Origin of the sequence: Haloarcula vallismortis ATCC 29715 (assembly GCF_000337775.1) — an archaeon.
Classification (GTDB): Archaea; Halobacteriota; Halobacteria; order Halobacteriales; family Haloarculaceae; genus Haloarcula; species Haloarcula vallismortis.
Map to the genome: position 1 here is coordinate 79,315 of NZ_AOLQ01000067.1, position 18,445 is coordinate 97,759.

The 18,445-nt window shown below is 64.3% G+C and carries 18 protein-coding genes; 7 read left to right on the forward strand and 11 right to left on the reverse strand.

Annotated features, from left to right (window positions below):
• Positions 1-31 precede the first annotated feature (31 nt).
• The 7 genes from C437_RS16810 to C437_RS16840 all read right to left on the reverse strand — a co-directional run bounded on the left by C437_RS16810 (position 32) and on the right by C437_RS16840 (position 6,757).
• The gene (locus tag C437_RS16810; RefSeq protein ID WP_004518195.1) at positions 32-1,072 is read right to left on the reverse strand and encodes a complex I subunit 1/NuoH family protein; all 1,041 of its coding nucleotides are present in this window, start codon (positions 1,070-1,072) and stop codon (positions 32-34) included.
• Complete coding sequence (locus C437_RS16815) at positions 1,072-2,754, reverse strand: NADH-quinone oxidoreductase subunit D (protein ID WP_004518196.1); 1,683 nt, start codon at positions 2,752-2,754, stop codon at positions 1,072-1,074. The genes C437_RS16810 and C437_RS16815 overlap by 1 nt, the downstream gene beginning before the upstream one ends.
• 6 nt (positions 2,755-2,760) lie before the next feature.
• On the reverse strand, positions 2,761-3,453 hold the full coding sequence (locus tag C437_RS16820; protein WP_004518197.1) for an NADH-quinone oxidoreductase subunit B: 693 nt from the start codon (positions 3,451-3,453) through the stop codon (positions 2,761-2,763).
• Positions 3,446-3,859, reverse strand: a complete 414-nt coding sequence (locus C437_RS16825) for an NADH-quinone oxidoreductase subunit A (RefSeq protein ID WP_004518198.1) — start codon at positions 3,857-3,859, stop codon at positions 3,446-3,448. Before C437_RS16825 ends, C437_RS16820 begins: the two co-directional genes overlap by 8 nt.
• A gap of 153 nt (positions 3,860-4,012) precedes the next feature.
• A complete protein-coding gene (locus tag C437_RS16830; RefSeq protein ID WP_004518199.1) occupies positions 4,013-4,663 on the reverse strand; it encodes an AIR carboxylase family protein in 651 nt (216 codons plus the stop codon).
• A gap of 46 nt (positions 4,664-4,709) precedes the next feature.
• Positions 4,710-5,132, reverse strand: coding sequence for a hypothetical protein (locus tag C437_RS16835; RefSeq protein WP_004518200.1), 423 nt, complete (start codon positions 5,130-5,132; stop codon positions 4,710-4,712).
• 2 nt (positions 5,133-5,134) lie between these two features.
• On the reverse strand, positions 5,135-6,757 hold the full coding sequence (locus C437_RS16840) for a uracil-xanthine permease family protein (RefSeq protein WP_004518201.1): 1,623 nt from the start codon (positions 6,755-6,757) through the stop codon (positions 5,135-5,137).
• Between the two features lie 133 nt (positions 6,758-6,890).
• Between C437_RS16840 and C437_RS16845 the strand changes: the two genes are divergently transcribed.
• Positions 6,891-8,165 (forward strand): HEAT repeat domain-containing protein, encoded by a 1,275-nt coding sequence (locus C437_RS16845; RefSeq protein WP_004518202.1) that lies wholly within the window; start codon positions 6,891-6,893, stop codon positions 8,163-8,165.
• Positions 8,166-8,207: 42 nt separating this feature from the next.
• On the forward strand, positions 8,208-9,842 hold the full coding sequence (locus C437_RS16850) for a phospholipase D-like domain-containing protein (RefSeq protein WP_004518203.1): 1,635 nt from the start codon (positions 8,208-8,210) through the stop codon (positions 9,840-9,842).
• 39 nt (positions 9,843-9,881) lie between these two features.
• Here the strand turns inward: C437_RS16850 and C437_RS16855 are convergent, their stop codons facing one another.
• Positions 9,882-11,795 carry a DHH family phosphoesterase gene (locus C437_RS16855; protein ID WP_004518204.1) on the reverse strand — a complete coding sequence of 638 codons (1,914 nt, stop codon included), beginning with the start codon at positions 11,793-11,795 and terminating at the stop codon, positions 9,882-9,884.
• 94 nt (positions 11,796-11,889) lie between these two features.
• Between C437_RS16855 and C437_RS16860 the strand changes: the two genes are divergently transcribed.
• The 3 genes from C437_RS16860 (at position 11,890) to C437_RS16870 (ending at position 13,614) form a co-directional block, all read left to right on the forward strand.
• Positions 11,890-12,387: a Mov34/MPN/PAD-1 family protein gene (locus tag C437_RS16860; protein ID WP_004518205.1), complete on the forward strand. Its 498-nt coding sequence runs from the start codon at positions 11,890-11,892 to the stop codon at positions 12,385-12,387.
• Positions 12,384-12,812 (forward strand): adenylyltransferase/cytidyltransferase family protein, encoded by a 429-nt coding sequence (locus C437_RS16865; protein ID WP_004518206.1) that lies wholly within the window; start codon positions 12,384-12,386, stop codon positions 12,810-12,812. The genes C437_RS16860 and C437_RS16865 overlap by 4 nt, the downstream gene beginning before the upstream one ends.
• Before the next feature lie 91 nt (positions 12,813-12,903).
• Positions 12,904-13,614, forward strand: coding sequence for a hypothetical protein (locus C437_RS16870; RefSeq protein ID WP_241431704.1), 711 nt, complete (start codon positions 12,904-12,906; stop codon positions 13,612-13,614).
• A 104-nt stretch (positions 13,615-13,718) separates the two neighbouring features.
• On the opposite strand, the gene C437_RS16875 is transcribed toward C437_RS16870, so the two are convergent.
• Complete coding sequence (locus tag C437_RS16875; RefSeq protein ID WP_004518208.1) at positions 13,719-14,147, reverse strand: hypothetical protein; 429 nt, start codon at positions 14,145-14,147, stop codon at positions 13,719-13,721.
• Between the two features lie 245 nt (positions 14,148-14,392).
• On the opposite strand from C437_RS16875, the gene C437_RS16880 reads away from it, so the two are divergent.
• Positions 14,393-14,635: an ATP synthase subunit C gene (locus C437_RS16880; protein WP_394324840.1), complete on the forward strand. Its 243-nt coding sequence runs from the start codon at positions 14,393-14,395 to the stop codon at positions 14,633-14,635.
• 94 nt (positions 14,636-14,729) lie between these two features.
• Here C437_RS16880 and C437_RS16885 read toward each other — a convergent pair whose 3' ends face one another.
• Both C437_RS16885 and ribH read right to left on the reverse strand, forming a co-directional pair.
• Positions 14,730-15,890, reverse strand: coding sequence for a pyridoxal phosphate-dependent aminotransferase (locus tag C437_RS16885; protein ID WP_004518210.1), 1,161 nt, complete (start codon positions 15,888-15,890; stop codon positions 14,730-14,732).
• On the reverse strand, positions 15,887-16,300 hold the full coding sequence (gene ribH, locus C437_RS16890) for a 6,7-dimethyl-8-ribityllumazine synthase (RefSeq protein WP_004518211.1): 414 nt from the start codon (positions 16,298-16,300) through the stop codon (positions 15,887-15,889). The genes C437_RS16885 and ribH overlap by 4 nt, the downstream gene beginning before the upstream one ends.
• A 151-nt stretch (positions 16,301-16,451) precedes the next feature.
• Here ribH and C437_RS16895 point away from each other — a divergent pair, with 151 nt between their 5' ends.
• The gene (locus tag C437_RS16895; protein ID WP_004518212.1) at positions 16,452-18,425 is read left to right on the forward strand and encodes a flippase activity-associated protein Agl23; all 1,974 of its coding nucleotides are present in this window, start codon (positions 16,452-16,454) and stop codon (positions 18,423-18,425) included.
• Positions 18,426-18,445 lie beyond the last annotated feature (20 nt).

The window sequence follows — 18,445 nt, forward strand, 5'->3', positions numbered from 1 at the left end:
GTCGCTCGCGTGTCGGTTCGTGTGGCCGTCATCAGACGGTCACCCCGACGATTACCGCAGTCAGCAGCAGGTTCGCCAGCGAGAGCACCAGCATCCCCTTCCAGCCGATCTCGATGAGCTGGTCGATCCGGACGCGTGGCACCGCCGAGCGGGCCCACTGTGTGAACAGGAAGACGCCCCAGATCTTGATGAGGAACCAGACGATGCCCGGCAGGACCGGACCGGCCGGTCCGCCGAGGAAGATCGTGGCGATGATTGCCCCGCCGAGGAAGATGTGGATGAACTCCCCGAGGTAGATTAGGACGAAGTACACCGAGGAGTACTCGGTCTGGTACCCGGCGACAATCTCGGTCGGCGCTTCCGGGATATCGAACGGGTTCCGGCCGACTTCCGCGAGATTCGCGATCATGAACAGCACGAACGCGAAGGGGTTCACGAACGCGTACCACGACGGCAGCGGGCCGATCAGCGACTGCTGCTGTGCGGCGACAATCTCGCTCATCTGAAGCGAACCGGCGAAGATGACCACCGACGCGCCCGTCAGGATGAGCGGGATCTCGTAGGCGAGGTTCTGCGCGACGGCACGCAGGCCGCCGAGGAACGAGTACTTGTTGTTCGATGCGTAGCCGGCCATCACGAGGCCAATCGACGTGGTCGAGGCCACAGCGAACACGTACGCCAGCCCGACTTCGGGGTCGGCGAGGTGGATGCCGTTCCCCATCGGAATCACCGCAAAGCCAAGCAGTGCGGTGCTGGCGATAATCAGCGGCGCGAGGTCCCACGCCGGTCTGTCGACGCCCTCAGGAACGATGAGTTCCTTCGACAGCAGGCGAACGGCGTCAGCCACGATAATGAACAGTCCGTACGGGCCGATACGGTCGACGGCGATTCGGTCGGTGAACGCGGCGGTAATCTTTCGCTTCGCCCACGGACCAGCAAGCGCCGTGTTCGTCATCATGAGCGTCCCGATGAGTCCGGCCCCGGCAAGGCTCAGCACGATCATCACGACCGTGCTGTTGGGGTCCAGCTCCAGCAGGTTCGCGAGCGTTTCGGGTAACGGCGCCGACTGCATTACCGGTCCACCTCCCCGAGTACGATGTCGAGGCTCCCGAGCGAGGCAATCATGTCAGGGATGTACTCACCCTGGGACATCTCCGGCAGCGTCTGCAGGTTCGAGAAACATGGGCTGCGGATCTTGAACCGGGCCGGCTTGTCCGTCCCATCTGAGCGGATGTAGATGCCGAGTTCGCCCTTCGCACCCTCGACGGAGCGGTAAATCTCCTTGTCGGGGTCCGGGCGGAGCGTCCGCGGAACGTTGGCCTGAATCTCGCGGTCGTCTTCCGGCCACTGCTCCAGCAGGTCGACGCACTGTTCGATGATGCGGGCCGATTCCTCGACCTCGCGGAGGCGGACGAGAACGCGACTGAAGTTGTCGCCGCCCTCCTCAGTGACGACGTTCCAGTCGAGCTCGTCGTAGTAGCCGTACGGGTCGTCCCGCCGGAGGTCGTAGTCGACGCCTGAACCGCGTGCCACGGGCCCAGTCGCGCCGTACTGCTTGACCTGCTCCTTCGAGAGGACGCCGGTGTCGACACACCGCATCTGGAAGATCTCGTTGCCGGTCACGAGGTCGTGGACCTCTTCGAGCTTGTGCGGGAGGTCATCGAGGAAATCACGGATCTTCTCGAAGTACTCCTCGCGGGGCTCGGGCAGATCCCACGCGACCCCGCCCAGACGGAGGTAATTGAACATCAGCCGCTGGCCGGTCAGGTCCTCTAGCAGGTTCTGGACGATTTCGCGGTCACGGATGCCATACTGGAAGACGGCAGTGAAGTCGCCGAACACGTCCAGCGCGAACGTCGCCAGCGCGAGTTCGTGGGAGGCGATTCGGCACATCTCCGCCGACATCGTCCGGATGACCTGTGCGTATTCGGGGACGTCGATGTCCGCGAGGTCTTCCGCGGCGCGTGCGTACGCCCACTCGTTGAGAATGCCAGCCGAGATGTAGTCCCACCGGTCCGGGTACGGCATGATCTGGTGGCGGTAGGTGCCCTGCTGGCACATCTGTTCTTCACAGCGGTGCAGGTATCCGATGTCGGGTTCGAGGTCGGCGATCTGCTCGCCGTCAAGCACCGTCTCGACGTGGAGCACACCGTGAGTCGCCGGGTGGTGCGGACCGATGTTGACGAACATCGTGTCCGGGTCGTCCTCGCTGCGCTTGTCGTCTTCCAGCGGGTTCGCGTGCTCCCGCAGTGAGACGATCTGTGGCTGGTCTTGGTTGTAGTCCTGGCTCAGGGGGTGGCCCTGCCAGGTCTCGGGCAGGAGGATGCGACGCAGGTCCGGGTGGTCGTCGTAGTCGATCCCGACCAGGTCGTAGGCCTCCCGCTCGTGCCAGTCCGCGGTGTCGTAGACGCGGGCGGCCGACTCGTTGTGGGGGTCGTCTTTCGGCGACGGGACGACAATCGACAGTTCCTGTGTCGGGTCGTCGAACTTCCGGAGGTGGTAGATGGATTCGTACCGGTCGTCGTACTCCTGTGCGGTGACACAGGCGCAGTGGTCGAACCCAGCTTCTTCTTTCAGCGTCGAGAGGACTTCCTGGACCTCGTCGGGACGGATGACGAACCCCTCGGCGTTGACGTGCTCCTCGCGGTCGAGGACGTGGCCCCCGAGCAGGTCCGCGAGCGCGTCGTAATCGAGGCCGTCCTCCGTAACGCCGACGTCGAGCGCCGTATCGCGTGATGGTTTCTCTAAACTCATGGCTGGTTAGGGGGAGTCGTTCCAGTTGTACCGCATGACGAGGTCTTCCTCGTCGATTTCGCTGGCGAGTTTGTCCACGAGCTCGTCCTGTTCGAGGTCGCCGAACTGCTCCAGCTCGTAGGGCTTGACCGTCACCGGTGAAGACTCACCTTCGGCGATACGCTCCTGCAGCTTGGCGACGCCGTAGATGAGCGCCTCGGGACGGGGCGGACAGCCCGGGACGTGAATGTCGACCGGGATGATTTCTTCCGCGCCCTTGATGACGTTGTACCCTTCCTGGAACGGGCCACCGGAGATGGTACACGACCCCATCGAAACGACGAACTTCGGCTCGGGCATCTGGTCGTACACGCGCTTCATCCGCGGCGCGAACTTCGAGACGATGGTCCCCGGAACGATGATGACGTCCGCCTGTCGGGGGGACGCCCGTGGCACCCCTGAACCGAAGCGGTCGAGATCGTGTTTGATTGCGTAGGTGTGGATCATCTCGATGCTACAGCAGGCGATCCCGAACTGCAGCATGAACATCGAGGAGCCCCGGACCCAGTTCATGAACTTGTCGAACTTGGTCAGGATGAACGGCGTCGAGCCGAACGCTTCGCGGAGCGTCGAGTTGAAGCGGTCGTCGGCCCCGTCACCCATGCGGGCCTCCTGTGTCGATACGTCTTCGACGGCCGGTGGTGTCTGGTCACTACTCATATGTGTCTGCCCCCTTCGTGGCGCGCGGACTGCGCACCCACTGAACTGCGCCGTTACGCCAGGCCCAACCGAGTCCGACGGCGAGAATGCCGATGAATACGACCATCGGTAGCAGTGCCTTGGTCATCCCGACCGCAGCGACAGCGTCGCTGTAGATGACCGTCCACGGGAAGATGAAGACGGTCTCGATGTCGAAGACGACGAACAGCAGCGCGACCATGTAGTACTGGATATTAAACTTGATCTGTCGACTGCTGCCAGTCGGCACTTCACCGGACTCGTAGGTGGTGCGTTTGCCTTGCTCCGGCACGCTGGGCCGCAAAAGGCTCGAAACTGCCATCATCGTCACTGGGATGGCAACTGCCACGACCGCGAGCGCGCCGATGGCGATCCATGGATTACTCATTCCGGTATCTCCTATCGTCTCTCGGTTAGAAGTACTCGCATATAAGGGTTCATTGTTCGGTTTTTCGGCCCTGTGGGTCTTTAAGAGCCGACGCGCTCTCGGACGGAACGTGGCCTGTCCGTCGTACCCCTTGGGGTGTGACGCCCTCTCAGATTACTCGTCCCAGTACTCGTCTTTGAACCCCGGCGTCCCGAGCTCGTGGAGGGCACGCGACGCCTCGCCGACCTCGGTCTGGAGACCCTCGTGATACGAGACAAGGCGGTCCCGTAGTTCGTCGTACTGCCGCGAGAGAATCTGTGCCGCCGAGAGCGCGGCGTTAAACGACTTGCCAGCGTCGACCGCGGTCAGCGGTGCGCCCTGTGGCATCCCGATGACCGAGTCGACGGACTTCTCCTGTACTGGGACGCCGATGACCGGCAGTGGGTAGGCGATGCTCGCGGTCATATTTGGCAGGTCAGCGGATTTGCCGCCAGCGCCGGCGATAATCACGTCGATACCGCGGTCTTCAGCCGTTTCAGCGTATGCGTACATCAGGTCCGGCGTCCGATGGGCCGAGCAGACGAACGTCTCGAACGTGAAGCGGCTCTCGGGCGCGTCGGTGTAGTCCGTCTGTTCCTCGAAGCCAAGTTGGTCGGCGAGTGCCACGTAGGCCCCGGGCCGCTTGCCCTGCCCGCCGGCCATCGTCGGCAGGTCCGAATCCGACCCCATGATGATACCGATATCGGGCGTCAGGTCGTTCGGTCGGTCCATCTCGGCCTCGTCGTGCAACTGGTCGATGAGCGACTGGACGCTGTCTGCGGGCATACGACCGACTGGAACCGGGACCGGCGTAAGTGTAGGCGGTTTCCGGTCAGTCGGCCAGCGCCGCTTCCAGTTCAGCAAGCAGCGGCTCTGGCTCCGCGGGGAAGCACCTGAGCGGGTCCGCCCGGCCGGCGACCCGTATCCTGAGCGCGTTCCGCTTGCGGTAGGTGAGCGCGAGACTGACCGCGCCGGCGACGGCGAAGGCCCCGCCGAGCAGGACAGACCGGTCGAGCGACAGCAGACCGAACCCGACCAGTGCGGCGCTCATCACCGCGAGGAACCAGTCGATGTCCTGCAGACTCACCTCGACCACGTCGTTGAGGTCGATTACGACAGGACTGCCGCCGCGGTCGACCGCCAGTCGGTCTGTACCGAGGACCACAGTCCCGCCGGTTCGGAGCGCGCCGGCGTACCGCTCGTCGCTAACAGGCGATGCGGTGTCAGCAGCCGTACCGTCGCTATCGTCGCCCACAGTCAGTCGTCACTCGGTGCGGACGGCCGGTCACCGCCGCGTCCGCGGATGCGGTCCAGCGACGAGACGTACTCGTTGTCGTCTTCTGTGAGCGCGGCCCAAGCCGCGAGGCCGCGTTCCTCGCGGGTCCCGGGCACGGTGTTGTCGAGGACGAAGGCGACGATGCCGCCGACGACCATCCCGGTTCCGCCCATGACAAACAGCGTGGTCGCGACCACATCGGTCCCCAGCACACTCCCGAGAACCGGGACGGCCGCGAGGCCCTGCTGGAGCGCCGTCGAGCCGCCGACGTCCATCCCCTGCCCGAGCTGGCTCATGTACTCGGGCACTGCGAGGCCGGCAAAGAGCGCGAAGCCGACAATGAAGACGTTCCGATTAGCATCGAGATTGACGTATTTGAGCTGTGAGAGCCCCACGGCGGCTATCTGTCCGAACATGACCATGTAGAGGCCGCCGATGATCGGCGACGGGATGGTCGCAAACAGCTGGCCCGCCGGGCCGAAGTAGCCGACCAGAATCATCACTGCAGCGCCGATCTGCACGACGTAGCGGGAGGCGACGCCCGTGATGGCGATTGCACCGACGTTCTCAGTGTAGGAGGTACAGCCGTTGCCGGTGCCCATGATGCCGGCGAAGACGTTGCCGACACCCTCCATCCCGATCCCGTCGTTGATTCGGTGGCTGTTCGGCGCGCCGCGGCCGGCGATGCGGGCGACGGAGTGGTAGTCGCCGAAGCTCTCGATGACGGAGGCGAGCATTCCGGCGAACATCCCGACGACGAACCCAGGTGTGAACTGTGGAAGCCCCCACTGGAACGGGTAGATGGGCTGGACCAGCGGCGCGCTCGTGACGGACCCGAGCGAGACATAGCTGACCGAGCCAGCGGCGAAGACGCCCGTGACCGAGAGAACGGCCGCGACGGTCCACGCAAATAGAATACCTAAAAGTACGGGAAAGAGCTTGAACGCGCGGTGGCGTCGGTCGAGATACTGTGAACACGCAATAATCGAGAGCATTGTCAGCCCGAGCAGCCACCAGTTCTGGCCAGTCCCGGGGTCGCCGAAGTTCGGGTTCGCTATCTGTGGGACGTTAAATAGCGACAGTCCGATGAGCGCGATGACCGGCGCGATGACCACCGGACCGACGTACCGCTTCAGCTTCCCCATGAGGCCGCTGTAGCCGATGACCATCTCGACGACGCCGGCGACGATGACGGCCCCCTGTAGCTCGACGAGCATGGTCTGCCAGTCCGCGCCCTGCTGGGCGAGCACGCCGATGATGGCCAGCCCGGGCGCAAGCATGGAGAACGTCCCGCCCTGAACGATCGGGTATCTATTCCCGAGCGTCGTCTGGGCGAGCGTCGCGATACCGGAGACGACGAAAAACGTCCCGATGAGACGGCCGACCTGCTCCGGTGCGGCCTCGAACATCCCCATCGCGCCTGCAAGTCCGAGCGGGATTGCCACGGACGCGCCGATCATCGTCAGGTAGTGCTGGACGCCGAGCAGTATCGCCTGTTTTCGCGGCGGCTTGTCGTCGATACCGTACTCGACGAAGCCGGCGGTTTCCGGTTCCTCCGGTGTGGTCGGGTTTTGTCCGTCGTCCGGCGGTGTCGCGTCAGTCATGCTCGCTACCCATGGCACTGCAACTCCCGATACATATTCTTTGCTCGTTGGCCCAGCGGACGACAGCACTGCGACAGTTCGGGGCCGCCTCGAAAGGAAAACGCTCTTGGCCCGCTCCGACACAGTCTTAGACATGAGCAACGGGGACGACGATGCCGACGCGTCGGACGACGCCGAGGCAACAGACGAGATCGACGTGACCGCCGAAGAACTGGAATCGCGTCTCACGGAGGCCGGCGACGCGTTAGAGGCCGCAGAGACGGAGGCCGACCTCGACGACGTGGAGTCGTCCCTCGACGACATCGAGAGCGACCTCGAAGCCGCCGACCTGCCCGAACCCGACGAGGACGACGACGACGCAGACGATCCCCGCGAGGAACTGGAGTCCCAGCTTTCGGACCTGCGTGACGATCTCGAATCACAGCGTGGCCCCTACGCCGAGGACGTGGTCACTATCGTCACCGACGCACAGGACACCGTCACCGACAGCGAGTGGACCGACGACGGCGAGGAAGAGGCCCAGGAGACCGTCGAGACGTTCCTCGACGAAAGCGCGGAGTTTGTCGATCATGACGCCGACACGGGCGGCGATTTCGTCGCCGCCGGAGACGCGCTGGCGACAGTCGCCGACGCAATCGAAGCAGAAAACCTCGACCCCGACGAGGACACGGAGACTATCGAAGGACTCCTCGAAGCGGCGGAGGCGCTGGAGGCCGGTCTCGAAGAGGCCGAAGTCTGGGACGACCTCACGGTACAGGAGCAACTCGACGCCCGCGGCTTCTACGACATCCTGACCAACGAGAACCGGAAGGACTTCCCGCCAGAGTGGAACGCCGCGAAGCTCCACGCCGAGGAAGGGAACTTCGAACCGGTGCTGTTCGCCTACGACAAACTCGGGTCGGAGTTCTTTGACGGCTACATCGTCGACCTCCTGTACAACCTCGGGAGTGACGCCGAACCGGCCTTCGACGCGATGCACCAGCGCGCACAGAAGCGCGACAAAGGACCAATCGAGGTGCTGGGGAAAATCGGCGACGAGCGCGCGACCGAGACGCTGCACGACTACATCGACGGCGACGGCGACCCCGCGCTTCAGAAGGTCACGCTACGCGCGCTGGGGGCTATCGGCAGCGCGGAGTCGGTCCAGCCGGTCGCCAACCGACTCGACGCCGACAGCGAGGAGGTGCGCTCGGTCGCGGCCCGCGCCCTCGGTCTACTTGGTGACACCCGCGCTATCGAGCCGCTGAGCGACATCCTCCAATCCGACGACAGCGATTCAGTGCGCGCCTCCGCAGCGTGGGCGCTCCGACAGATCGGCACCGAAGCGGCGCTTGAGGAAGCCGCCCGCTACACGGACGACCGTGCGTACATCGTCCAGGCCGAAGCCGAGAAGGCGTCAAGCGCCTGAGTCTGGGTACCTTTTTATACGAACAGGGGGCCAGACGCCCCGATGCGGTCGTTTGCCCCACTCGTCTGTTGCGTGCTCGTCCTCGCTGCGATAGGTCCCCATATCGCAGCCGGACAAGTCGAACCGGAATTTCTGGCCGGAACAACAGCCAGCGGTCCCACAGAGCCGTCGATTCACGCGGTGTACCCGGACCCCGTCGCCGGCGGCGACGAGGGGGAGTTCGTCGTCCTCGACGCTCCCGCCGGAAGCGATATCGGACAGTACGAGATCACCGACGGCGATAGCACCGCTAGCCTTCCAAACACGACTGCGCGTGGGCGCGTCGCCGTCTCGACGGCACCGAACCGAACGCAGGAACTCACCGAACGGTCTGTGGTCGGTCTCGACGGCCATCTCGCGCTGGCAAACGGCGGCGAGCGGATTCGGCTTCAGCGGGGCAACGAGACCGTTGACGCCGTCCAGTACACGGATGCTGTCGAGGGAGAACTCGGCCTCGTGAACGGGTCAGTCGTCCGCTGGCGACCGCTGGGAGCGAGCGATCGCCCGGTCGTCAGGGCTGCCGGCGGCGAGGTCCGTGCGTTCGCCCTACCGGACGCCCCCGCTGCCCCGCTTCGGTCGATACGGAACGCCACCGAGCGGGTGTTCCTGGCCGGCTACACGCTCTCCTCGGACAGAGTCGCGGACGCCCTGATCGCCGCCCAGCGCCGCGGTGTGACGGTCCGCGTCCTGCTTGAGGGAGAACCGGTCGGCAGCCGAACTGCTGCGGAGGCCAACACGCTCGACCGGCTGGCCGAGGCCGGCATCTCTGTCCGAGTCCTGACGGGCCCGCGTGTCAGATACCGCTACCACCACGCGAAGTACGCCGTCGCCGACGGGCGAGCCGTCGTGCTGACGGAGAACTGGAAGCCCGCCGGCACCGGCGGCAACAGCAGCCGCGGCTGGGGCGTCGTTACGTCACAGCCGCGGGTCATCGACGGGCTGAATCAGACGTTCCACGCCGATGCCGGGTGGCAAGACACCGAACGATGGCAGGACTACCGTCAGGGCCGGCAGTTCGAACAGGGAGAGCCGGCAACCGGGTCGTATCCGAAGAAGTTCGAGGCAGAGTCGGTCTCAGTCCAGCGGACGGACCTGCTCGTCACCCCGGACAACGCCCAAGGCGAACTCGTCGGGACAATAGACGACGCAGACGACGCTATCGACGTTATCCAGCCGACAGTCGGGAACTGGGACAGCCCACTGCTGCGGGCGCTCCGCCGGGCCGCGTCGCGCGGCGTCGAGGTCCGCTTGCTGCTCAGTGACGCCTGGTACGTCCGCGAAGAGAACGAGCAGACGGCACAGCGGTTTCGGGAGTGGGCCGACCGCAGCGACGCGCCGCTGACAGCCAAGGTATCTGACCCCGACGGCCGCTACGAGAAGATTCACGCGAAGGGGGCCGTCATCGACGACGAGCGCGTCGTCGTCGGCAGTCTCAACTGGAACGAGCAGGCAGCGACCGAAAACCGTGAAGTCGTGCTGGTGCTTCACGGCAGCGACGCGGCCGATTACTTCGGCGCTGTCTTCGAAGCTGACTGGGACGCCGGCGGATTCGACACGCCGGTCGGTATCCTCGTTGCCCTGTCCGGACTCCTTGTGGTCGCCGGACTCGCCGCTCGCCGGGTCGTGTTCGAGCGGTAAAAACCGAGTACCGCGGTGCGCTGGCGCAGTGTCGCCGACTTACACTTCTTCGGGCAGCGCCGTCGAACTGCCGAGTTCTTCGTCGATCTCGGCCTCGGCCATCTTCTCGACGAGCGCGTCGATGACCGACTCGCGGCGGCCCTTGACGAACTTGATGGAGCCAACGACGAGGTGGCCGCCGCCGGAGACGCCGCCGCCGTCGACCTCCTCGCTGAGTTCGGTGACCATCCGCGGGATGTCAAGCCGGACGCCGTCCGAGCGCAGTACGGCGAAGTCCGGGCCGTAGCCGATGGTGATGACGGGGTCGCCGGTTTCGGCGACCTTCCGGTCGTGGATTTCGCCGGTCGTCTTGCCTGGCGCGGGGTAGGTGAAGCGGTGAGCGTGGTTCTCCACGTCAATCGTGTAGAGGTGCGCCCCGTTGTCGAGGCGCTCGTGGTCAACGTGGCTCATGGCGGCGTCGAGCTGGTCTTCGACGTCGCGTTCGGCCCGCTCGGCCAGGAAGTCGACGACTTCCCCGTGACGGTCCCGGTCATCACAGTCGACGTTCAAGACGTCGGTGATGAGCTGTTCACCGGAGTTGTAACGCAGCCAGTGAGTGGCGTAATCAAGCGCCTCGCCGATGTCGCGCAGGTCGCTCTCGTCGTAGCCCTTCTCGCCGGCGAGGTCGATGTAGTCTCGCATCGCTTCGGCCTCCGAGCGGTCCGACAGGCCCGCGACAGCGGGAACGTGCCGGAGGTCCTCGGTGAGGTCGGGGTCGATCATCCGGGCGAGTTCGACACACAGCATGCCCGTGGTGATACGATAGTCCTCGTCGTGGAGGTAAGGATTGACGTGTTGCTCGATGAGGGGTTCGACGGCGTCGGGGTCCGGGTGGTGGTGGTCGACGACGACCACCGGGATGTCATAATGCCGGAGGTTCCGGTAAGCCGGCGTGTCTTCCTCGGTGGAGCCGTTGTCGAGCATCAGCAACATTGGGAGCTTCTGGCCGTGGCGGGTGCGGTCCTCCAGCGCGAAATTGAGGTCCCGGGTCACGTCTTCCATCTCGTAGTAGGGGGCCTTGCTCGGCAGGCGCTTGAGGAGGTGCTGGGGGGCGCTGGCGTCCTCGTACTGGGAGGCGATGAACGACTCCAGCGCGACCTGCAGCGGGACGCTCGCACAGAGCCCGTCGCCGTCGGCGTGGTGACGCATGCGAATCGGGCGACCCGAGAGCACCGTTTTGCGCAGTTCCGTCGCGACTTCACGGAGGTCGTCCCACAGCTTCTCGAAGGCGGGCCATTCAACAAGCGGCTCGACGTCGGCCGGTTCGGCGGCCTCCGCCAGCGCGGCGTCGAGGTCGCTCTCGATGTCGGCGGCCACCTCACCGTCGAGTACCGTCAGCGATTCGACCTCGACCTGCAGGCCGTCGTCGCGCTCCTCGGCGCGCCCGGAGACGCGGACGATGTCGTCGATTTCGACATCGGGGTGGGCCCGGACGCCAGCCTCTTCGAAGGCGGCACACGGGACGATGCCGGTTTCCTCACGGACCTGGAACACGGTGGGACCGCCGGTCTGTTTGATTTGGACGACTTGGCCCTCGATGATGACCGTCTCGCCGGTAGCGTCGGCGAGGTCGGCGACGGTGGTCGCGTCGCCGTGGACGACGCGCTGTTCCTCGTAGTCGGCGACCTGCACTTCCTCGAAGCTCAGGTCGCCGTCGGGGCGAATCTCACCGAGTTCGACGATAAGCTCGTCGCCGACATCGTACCGGCCCAAGAGATTAGAGTCGTGGACGAGCCCGGAGATAGCGTCGGAGAGGTCGACGAACACACCGTATTCGACAGTGCCGTTGACAGTTGCGTGGTACAGTGCACCTTCCTCGAGATCATCGGACGTACATTGGTCCGCGAGATCGTAGACGATGGTCCCGCCGTCGGGGACCGTCGCACCGTCACCGGTGCCAGTTGGCGAAGACATTTGTCAATCCTTCGGTGCTCCCCCGTTTGTACTCTTCGGAATCCGCGGAGGGCCGAACACAACGCGTAAAAAGCGTCCGACCCGACTGCGTGATATGGGGTTGTTCCGAACGAGCGGGATACTCGGGATCGCGGAGTCCGCACTCGAGTTCGCGCTCGCAGCCTCCGAGGAGGCCCATCCCAACGAGTACATGGGCTTTCTTCGGGGTGATGACGCCAGCAAGCTCGGGCTCGACGACGACGGTACAGTTCTGACCGACGTACTGGTCATCCCGGGGACAGAGTCGAACCCGGTCAGCGCGACCGTCAAGACGAGCATGGTGCCAAACGACATGCGAGCGGCGGGGTCGATTCACTCCCACCCGAACGGCGTCCTCAAGCCCAGCGACGCCGACCTCGCCACGTTCGGGCGCGGCGACGTCCACATCATCATCGGCTACCCGTACGGCCGCGACGACTGGAAGGCCTTCGACAGCGACGGCTCGGTCGTCGATCTTCCGGTGCTCGACGTCGAACCGCCCGAGGAGTCGTTCTTCGATTTCGATCAGGCCGATATCGACGCGGAACTGCGCGAGGAGGAGTTCGATCAGTGACCCGCGTCGTCGCACAGGGCACGTTTGACATCCTGCACCCGGGCCACGTCCATTACCTGCAAGACGCCGCAGACATGGGCGACGAACTCCACGTCATCGTCGCCCGCTCGGTCAACGTCACGCACAAGGAAACACCGATTGTCCCGGACGAGCAACGGCGGGAGATGGTCAGCGCGCTCAAACCGGTCGACGAGGCCCACCTCGGTCATCCCGAGGATATCTTCGTGCCCATCGAGCGCATCGAACCGGACGTCATCGCGCTGGGCTACGACCAGCACCATGACGACGAACAACTCGAAGCAGCGCTGTCCGCCCGCGGTCTCGACTGTGACATCTGCCGAGCCAGCCCGCTGGAAGCCGAGGCGGCTGACCGGCTCCTGTCGACAGGCCGGATTATCGACCGGATTGTCGACGAGCGTAGCTGACTCGGTTCCGCAGCCCCACTCTTATCAGCGCATTAGCAAAATTATTTTACATCTCTGCGTCGCTAATGCAATCGCCAGTTGGAACGATACAATGGGGATGGTCACAGTCAACGACGTCGATTCACGGTCGTACCGCGCTGTAGAGATATTGCTGCTCTTGCCGACCTTTCTGTTTGGGTTTCTCGGGCTCGGGTTGATCATTGTCGGGATAGGGGGCGAGAGTGTGGGTAGCGGGCCGCTCGGGATGGCCAGTATCTTCGGGACGTTCGGCGTCTGGTACCTCGGCGGCATTGTTGTAGCGCTGATATCGTGGCTCGTAACGCCGTTCTTCCTCTACTTTGATACAAAGAAGGTGCAGGAAGCAGACGTGGACTGGGACCCGAATCCAGTCCTGTATGCGGTCGCCAGCTTCTTCCTCGGCTACCTGATGAAACTTCACCACCTGTACAAACGCCATCAGTATGTTGTCGACTGGGTTGACCGGGACTGGTGGTGGACGATTGTCGCTATCGGGACCGTGCTGCCGCCCGTTTGTCTCGCTCTCGGGGGTGTGCTTGTTTCAAGCGGAAGCGTCGGTATCGGACTTACTCTGATTGGCGTCGGTATCCTCACCGCGGTACCGTTCTCTGTCGCCATCTACCGCGATGCGACCTACGTTCGCCTTCAGTCCGGGACGTGGCAGCCCAATCCGGGGAACTACGTCAATCTCGGTGTCTTTTTCATGATTCCCGGGCCGATAGTGTACCCCATAATCGGCTGTTACTACCTGTTTCGCCGCCACCGAGCTATCGGGACACTGTAATCGCTGACGTAGCCCTCCCTGTTTCGGCCCGGGACGTGAGCGTGGGACTCACAGGAGCCGGGTAGGCGCTGTGACTGGCTTTGGTTTCAGCCTACTTGCAGTCTTTATCGCGCAACAGTAACTGTTGCCTCCGAGATGACACGCTCATCTGTACTGTCGATACCGGCCTCAACCGCCAGCACGTACTCGCCCGGCGACGCGCCGTCCGGAACGGCCACAGCCAGAGTACCGGTAACAGAGCCAGCGACAGGGTCCCAGACAAGTTCGGGCGGGTAGGACTCCCGAACCGCGGTGGGTTCCGGCTCGAACCCCTCGTGTGTCACCTGCCAGTTCTCCGGAATCTCGGCCAGCTGCCACGTCATGACACCGACGGACGAGGCTTGCACCTCTATCCACGCCGTCTCGCCCGGCGCAGCGGTCGCGTCTGACGTTTCGATGGCGAGACCGCTGTCCGAGCCGCCGCCTGGGGCCCCACAACCAGCCAGACAGAGCGTTCCGGCCGAGAGGGCGAGTAGCGTTCTACGGGTTCGCATACCGGCCGTTCCAGCGGTTGGGAGAAAACGGTTCGCCCGGGAACTGCTGAAGCCCTGTCCGGTTTGAGTGCTGGCGCTGTTCAGTGACCGAGAGTCGTTCTCCGTGAGAACTGTACGTCCGTGGTGCTTCGCCGCCGATCATCGTAAAAGACGACCATGAATACCAGGGGTTGGAATCCATCGGTCAGGTGATTGTCCCCGCCTTCGAACGGGAAACTGCCATGTCAGCCACCACAAGTGCGGTCATGTTACAGACAGGGGGTCCCGCGATCTCTGCCGAGGCGGCGAGCTATCTCGCCGGAGGACTCGCGGCCCTCGCCGTCGGGTTAGCGGCGCTTGGCTCCGGGTTCGCCGAACGCGGTATCGGCGCGGCGGCGGTCGGAGCCATCGCCGAGGACCCAGATATGTTCGGCCGGGGACTCATTCTCACAGTCCTGCCCGAGACGCTGGTCATCCTCACACTGGTGACCGTGTTCGTCGTCACGTAGCGACAGTAGCCGTTTCCGCGGCCCAGCACAATTTTTTGCCGCGTTTAGACGGGTGTGTTATCGAGCGTCGGCGAGAGTGGGTACTGCCAGTTCTTCAGATGAGGTCGGCTTCTGCCAGCCGGTCGACGGCCTCCTGCAGGCGCTCCTTGCTGTTGGCGTAGGAGATGCGAGCGTAGCCGGGCGTCCCGAACGCGGTCCCGGGGACAGTGGCGACCTGAGCCTCCGAGATAGCCTGGTCACACCACTCGGTATCGTCGCCATCGGGGGCAATTTCGGGCATCATGTAGAACGCGCCCTGTGGCTCGGGGACGTGGACGCCGTGGTCCTCGAACAGGCCCATGAGGAACTCGCGGCGCTCGGCGAAGGCCTGACGCATCTCCTCGACAGCGTCGTCCGTGTTCGTGATGGCTTCCACGCCGGCGTGCTGGACGAAGTTCACGGCACAGGAGACGGAGTGGGAGTGGACCTTCCCGGCCTGTGAGACGAGTTCTTCAGGAGCCGCGAAGTAGCCCAGCCGCCAGCCGGTCATCGAGTACGCTTTCGAGAAGCCGTTGAGGGTGATGGTCCGGTCTTCCATGCCCTCAAGCGTGCCGAGCGAGACGGCGTCGACGCCGTCGTAGGTAATCTCCTTATAGATCTCGTCAGAGATGACCGTGATGTCGTGCTCGACGGCGAGGTCGCGAACGCCCGCCAGCGCCTCGCGGGAGTACACTGCGCCGTGGGGGTTGCCCGGTGAGTTGACGACCAGCAGTTCCGTCTCGTCGGAGACGGCGTCGGCGAGGTCATCCAGCGCGCCCTCAAGCTGGAAGTCGTGGGCAGCGGTGTCGACGCGGGTCAGCGTCCCGCCGGCGAGTTTCGCCATCGCCTCGTAGGATACCCAGGCCGGGTCCAGCAGCGCGACCTCGTCGCCGTCGTCGATGATGGTCTGGAAGATCTCGTACAGCGCCTGCTTACCGCCCGGCGTGACGATGAGGTTGTCCGGGCCGTACTGCGTGAGGCCGTCGTCGTGGAGGCTGTCGGCGATGGCCTCTTTCAGTTCGGGGATGCCGTTAGAGGACGTGTAGCCGGTGTGGCCGGCGTCGAGTGCGTCCTTGGCGGCGTCCTTGATGTTCTCCGGCGTGTCGAAGTCGGGCTCGCCGACGCTCAGGTCGACGACATCTTTCCCCTCAGCCTCCAGCTCTGCGGCCTTGTTACTGATTGCGAGGGTCGCGCTCGGTTCTACACGTTCGACGCGGGAAGCGAAGTCCATAGTCATTGTTCGAGTTCGGTGGCGAGTTCGATTGCGCTCCGGACGGCCGAGGCCCCCTTGTCGGTTCGGGCTTCGGCCTCGTCCTGGCTCATGCCCGGGCCGATGATACCCAGCGTGACGGGGGTGTCGCGGTCGAGGGACACGTCGGTCAGCCCCTGTGCGGCGGCGTTGCCGATGACCTGATCGTGGTCAGTGTCGCCGCTGATAATCGCACCGAGAACGGCGACGGCGTCGACGTCCGACCGGCGTGCGAGCCGGTCGGCAGCCAGCGGCGTGTCGTAGGACCCGGGGACATCAATCGATGCGACAATCTCGGCGTTGTTGTCGGCAGCGGCCTCGTAAGCCCCGTGCTCCATCTCCTCGATAACGGCCCCGTGTTTGTCGTACTGGGCGACAACCAGCCCAAGCTGCACCATATCTGATTTCCGGGGAGGGGCGACTAAAGAACTACCGTTCCGTGCCTACGAATCTCTAGACCGCTGTGCCGGCCGCTGCGGCGGAGCAGTAGCTTCAAAACACGTTATAGAAACCAGAAGGATTCTAATGCCTCATGTGCTTGGGCCAGGTATGGCTGAGTCGTCCCTGTTGTCTGCCCTCCACGATGTCCGGGGTCGGTGTCGGTCCTGGTTCGCGGACGACCCCCGCGCCACCGTGAAGCTCGTCGTCGTTGTGACGCTTCTCGGTCTCGGCCTCAGAATCGCGGCACTCGGGAGCCGTGTCGCTCACTTCGACGAGGGGCGGGTGGCCTACTGGGCGCTGCATCTCCGTGACTCCGGGTCGTTCGCCTACCGATACATCATCCACGGGCCGTTCATCCAGCACGTCGATAGCTGGGTGTTCGCCCTCGCCGCGCCAACCGATTTCACGATGCGGCTCCCCGTCGCGATTGTCGGCGGCCTCCTCCCACTGACAGCGCTGCTCTTCCGAGAACACCTTCGATCCGACGAGACGGTGCTCATGGCTGCCTTTCTTGCGCTCAACCCCGTCCTCCTGTACTTTTCGCGGTTCATGCGCAGTGACGTGCTGGTCGCGGCGTTCATGTTCACCGCCTTCGGTCTGCTCGTCCGGTTCGTCGACACCCGGAAGGCACGCTATCTCTATGGCGTCGGGGCATTCATGGCGCTGGGGTTCGCCTCGAAGGAAAACGCCATCGTCTACGTGCTGACGTGGCTCGGCGCGACCGGCCTGCTGCTGGCGAAGGTGTTCGTCCTCCCCAACGGCTACCGTGACGCCGTCGGCTTCCTCCGGACCGTCCCGAGTATCGGTGCCATCTGGGGCCGAATTGCTGGTCGCGCCCGGGCGGATGTCGGGCTTGTCGTTGACACCGTTCGCTCGTTCCGTGACCGCCACGACAGCGCCGCCTCCGTCCTCGCGGCGTACGCGAGTCACATTGTCCTCGCCGCACTGGTGTTTGGCTTCGTCTCGCTGTTCTTCTACGCGCCTCGCGGGGCCGGTGTCGCCGGCCTCGAACACCCGCCAGCGCCGGCTACCAGCGGCGACGTGAACTTCTGGTCGGGCGTGACGAACCCGTCGCTGTTTCCCGAACTCGTCCAGGCCACCTGGGAGCGCGTCGCCGACCAGTACAGCGAGTGGTTCTCGCCGGCCTCCGAAAAGGCGACGACGACGGACACTGGCCTCGTCGAATCCATCGAGACGTTCTACGAGAGCGTCGACGGCCACTACGAGGTACTGCTGAAGGCGCTGGGCTACACGGCGGCACCGTTGCTCCTGTTTTCGGTATTCGGGTACGTAGTCGACCGACTGGGAATCGTCAGGCCACGCCACCTCGTCCCGTTCGCGGCCTACGGCGGTTACGTCTCGATTCTGGGCTACCCTATCGGGACCGACATCGGCGCGCCGTGGCTCGCCGTTCACGTCGTCGTCCCGCTGTCGATTCCGGCCGCCGTCGGGCTCGCCGCCGTGGTTCGGTGGGGGAACGAGTCGCTGTCGGCTGACGACGTGACCGGCGCTGCTATCGCCGCCGCCATCGTGCTGCTCGTCACTGCACTCGTCGTCAACACGACCGCAACGCGGGTGTACACAAACGAGCATCTGGAGGGGAACCCACTGGTCCAGTACGCCCAGCCACAGGAGTCGCTTCGTGCTGACCTGGCCGAGATGGACCGGATCGCGACGGCCAACGGGAACGGCACCGATGTCGTAATGTATCACGGGGAGAGCGGCGACGCCTACGACGCCGACGATGCCTACGTCAAGGAAAACCGCGGCCAGTGGAACGACTCGTGGTGGAACACCAGACCGACCTGTCTGCAGTGGTACAACTCCCTGCCACTGCCGTGGTACTACGCGGCCGGTGACGTGAACGTCTCGTGTGAGAACCGGCCAGACACGCTCGCCGAACAGGTCCGGGACAGGCAGCCACCGATAGTCGTCGCCCAGCAGATTGACAGCACTGTTCCCGTCGAACGGCTCGAAGCCGCCGGCTACGAGCCCCGAACCCATCGGATGCGGACGAAGTACAGCTCCAACGACATGACAGTGTGGGTTCACGAGTCCTACAGCCGAGAAACGAACGCTTAACCCCGCCGCTGTGGAAGCGC

Coding starts and splice junctions, on each gene's coding strand:
- C437_RS16850 (WP_004518203.1), top strand. CDS start 8,208: ATGCGGTCGTTTGCCCCACTCGTCTGTTGCGTGCTCGTCCTCGCTGCG.
- C437_RS16860 (WP_004518205.1), top strand. CDS start 11,890: ATGGGGTTGTTCCGAACGAGCGGGATACTCGGGATCGCGGAGTCCGCA.
- C437_RS16815 (WP_004518196.1), bottom strand. CDS start 2,754: ATGAGTTTAGAGAAACCATCACGCGATACGGCGCTCGACGTCGGCGTT.
- C437_RS16880 (WP_394324840.1), top strand. CDS start 14,393: ATGTTACAGACAGGGGGTCCCGCGATCTCTGCCGAGGCGGCGAGCTAT.
- C437_RS16810 (WP_004518195.1), bottom strand. CDS start 1,072: ATGCAGTCGGCGCCGTTACCCGAAACGCTCGCGAACCTGCTGGAGCTG.
- C437_RS16885 (WP_004518210.1), bottom strand. CDS start 15,890: ATGACTATGGACTTCGCTTCCCGCGTCGAACGTGTAGAACCGAGCGCG.
- C437_RS16825 (WP_004518198.1), bottom strand. CDS start 3,859: ATGAGTAATCCATGGATCGCCATCGGCGCGCTCGCGGTCGTGGCAGTT.
- C437_RS16840 (WP_004518201.1), bottom strand. CDS start 6,757: ATGACTGACGCGACACCGCCGGACGACGGACAAAACCCGACCACACCG.
- ribH (WP_004518211.1), bottom strand. CDS start 16,300: ATGGTGCAGCTTGGGCTGGTTGTCGCCCAGTACGACAAACACGGGGCC.
- C437_RS16870 (WP_241431704.1), top strand. CDS start 12,904: ATGGGGATGGTCACAGTCAACGACGTCGATTCACGGTCGTACCGCGCT.
- C437_RS16855 (WP_004518204.1), bottom strand. CDS start 11,795: ATGTCTTCGCCAACTGGCACCGGTGACGGTGCGACGGTCCCCGACGGC.
- C437_RS16820 (WP_004518197.1), bottom strand. CDS start 3,453: ATGAGTAGTGACCAGACACCACCGGCCGTCGAAGACGTATCGACACAG.
- C437_RS16830 (WP_004518199.1), bottom strand. CDS start 4,663: ATGCCCGCAGACAGCGTCCAGTCGCTCATCGACCAGTTGCACGACGAG.
- C437_RS16875 (WP_004518208.1), bottom strand. CDS start 14,147: ATGCGAACCCGTAGAACGCTACTCGCCCTCTCGGCCGGAACGCTCTGT.
- C437_RS16895 (WP_004518212.1), top strand. CDS start 16,452: ATGGCTGAGTCGTCCCTGTTGTCTGCCCTCCACGATGTCCGGGGTCGG.
- C437_RS16845 (WP_004518202.1), top strand. CDS start 6,891: ATGAGCAACGGGGACGACGATGCCGACGCGTCGGACGACGCCGAGGCA.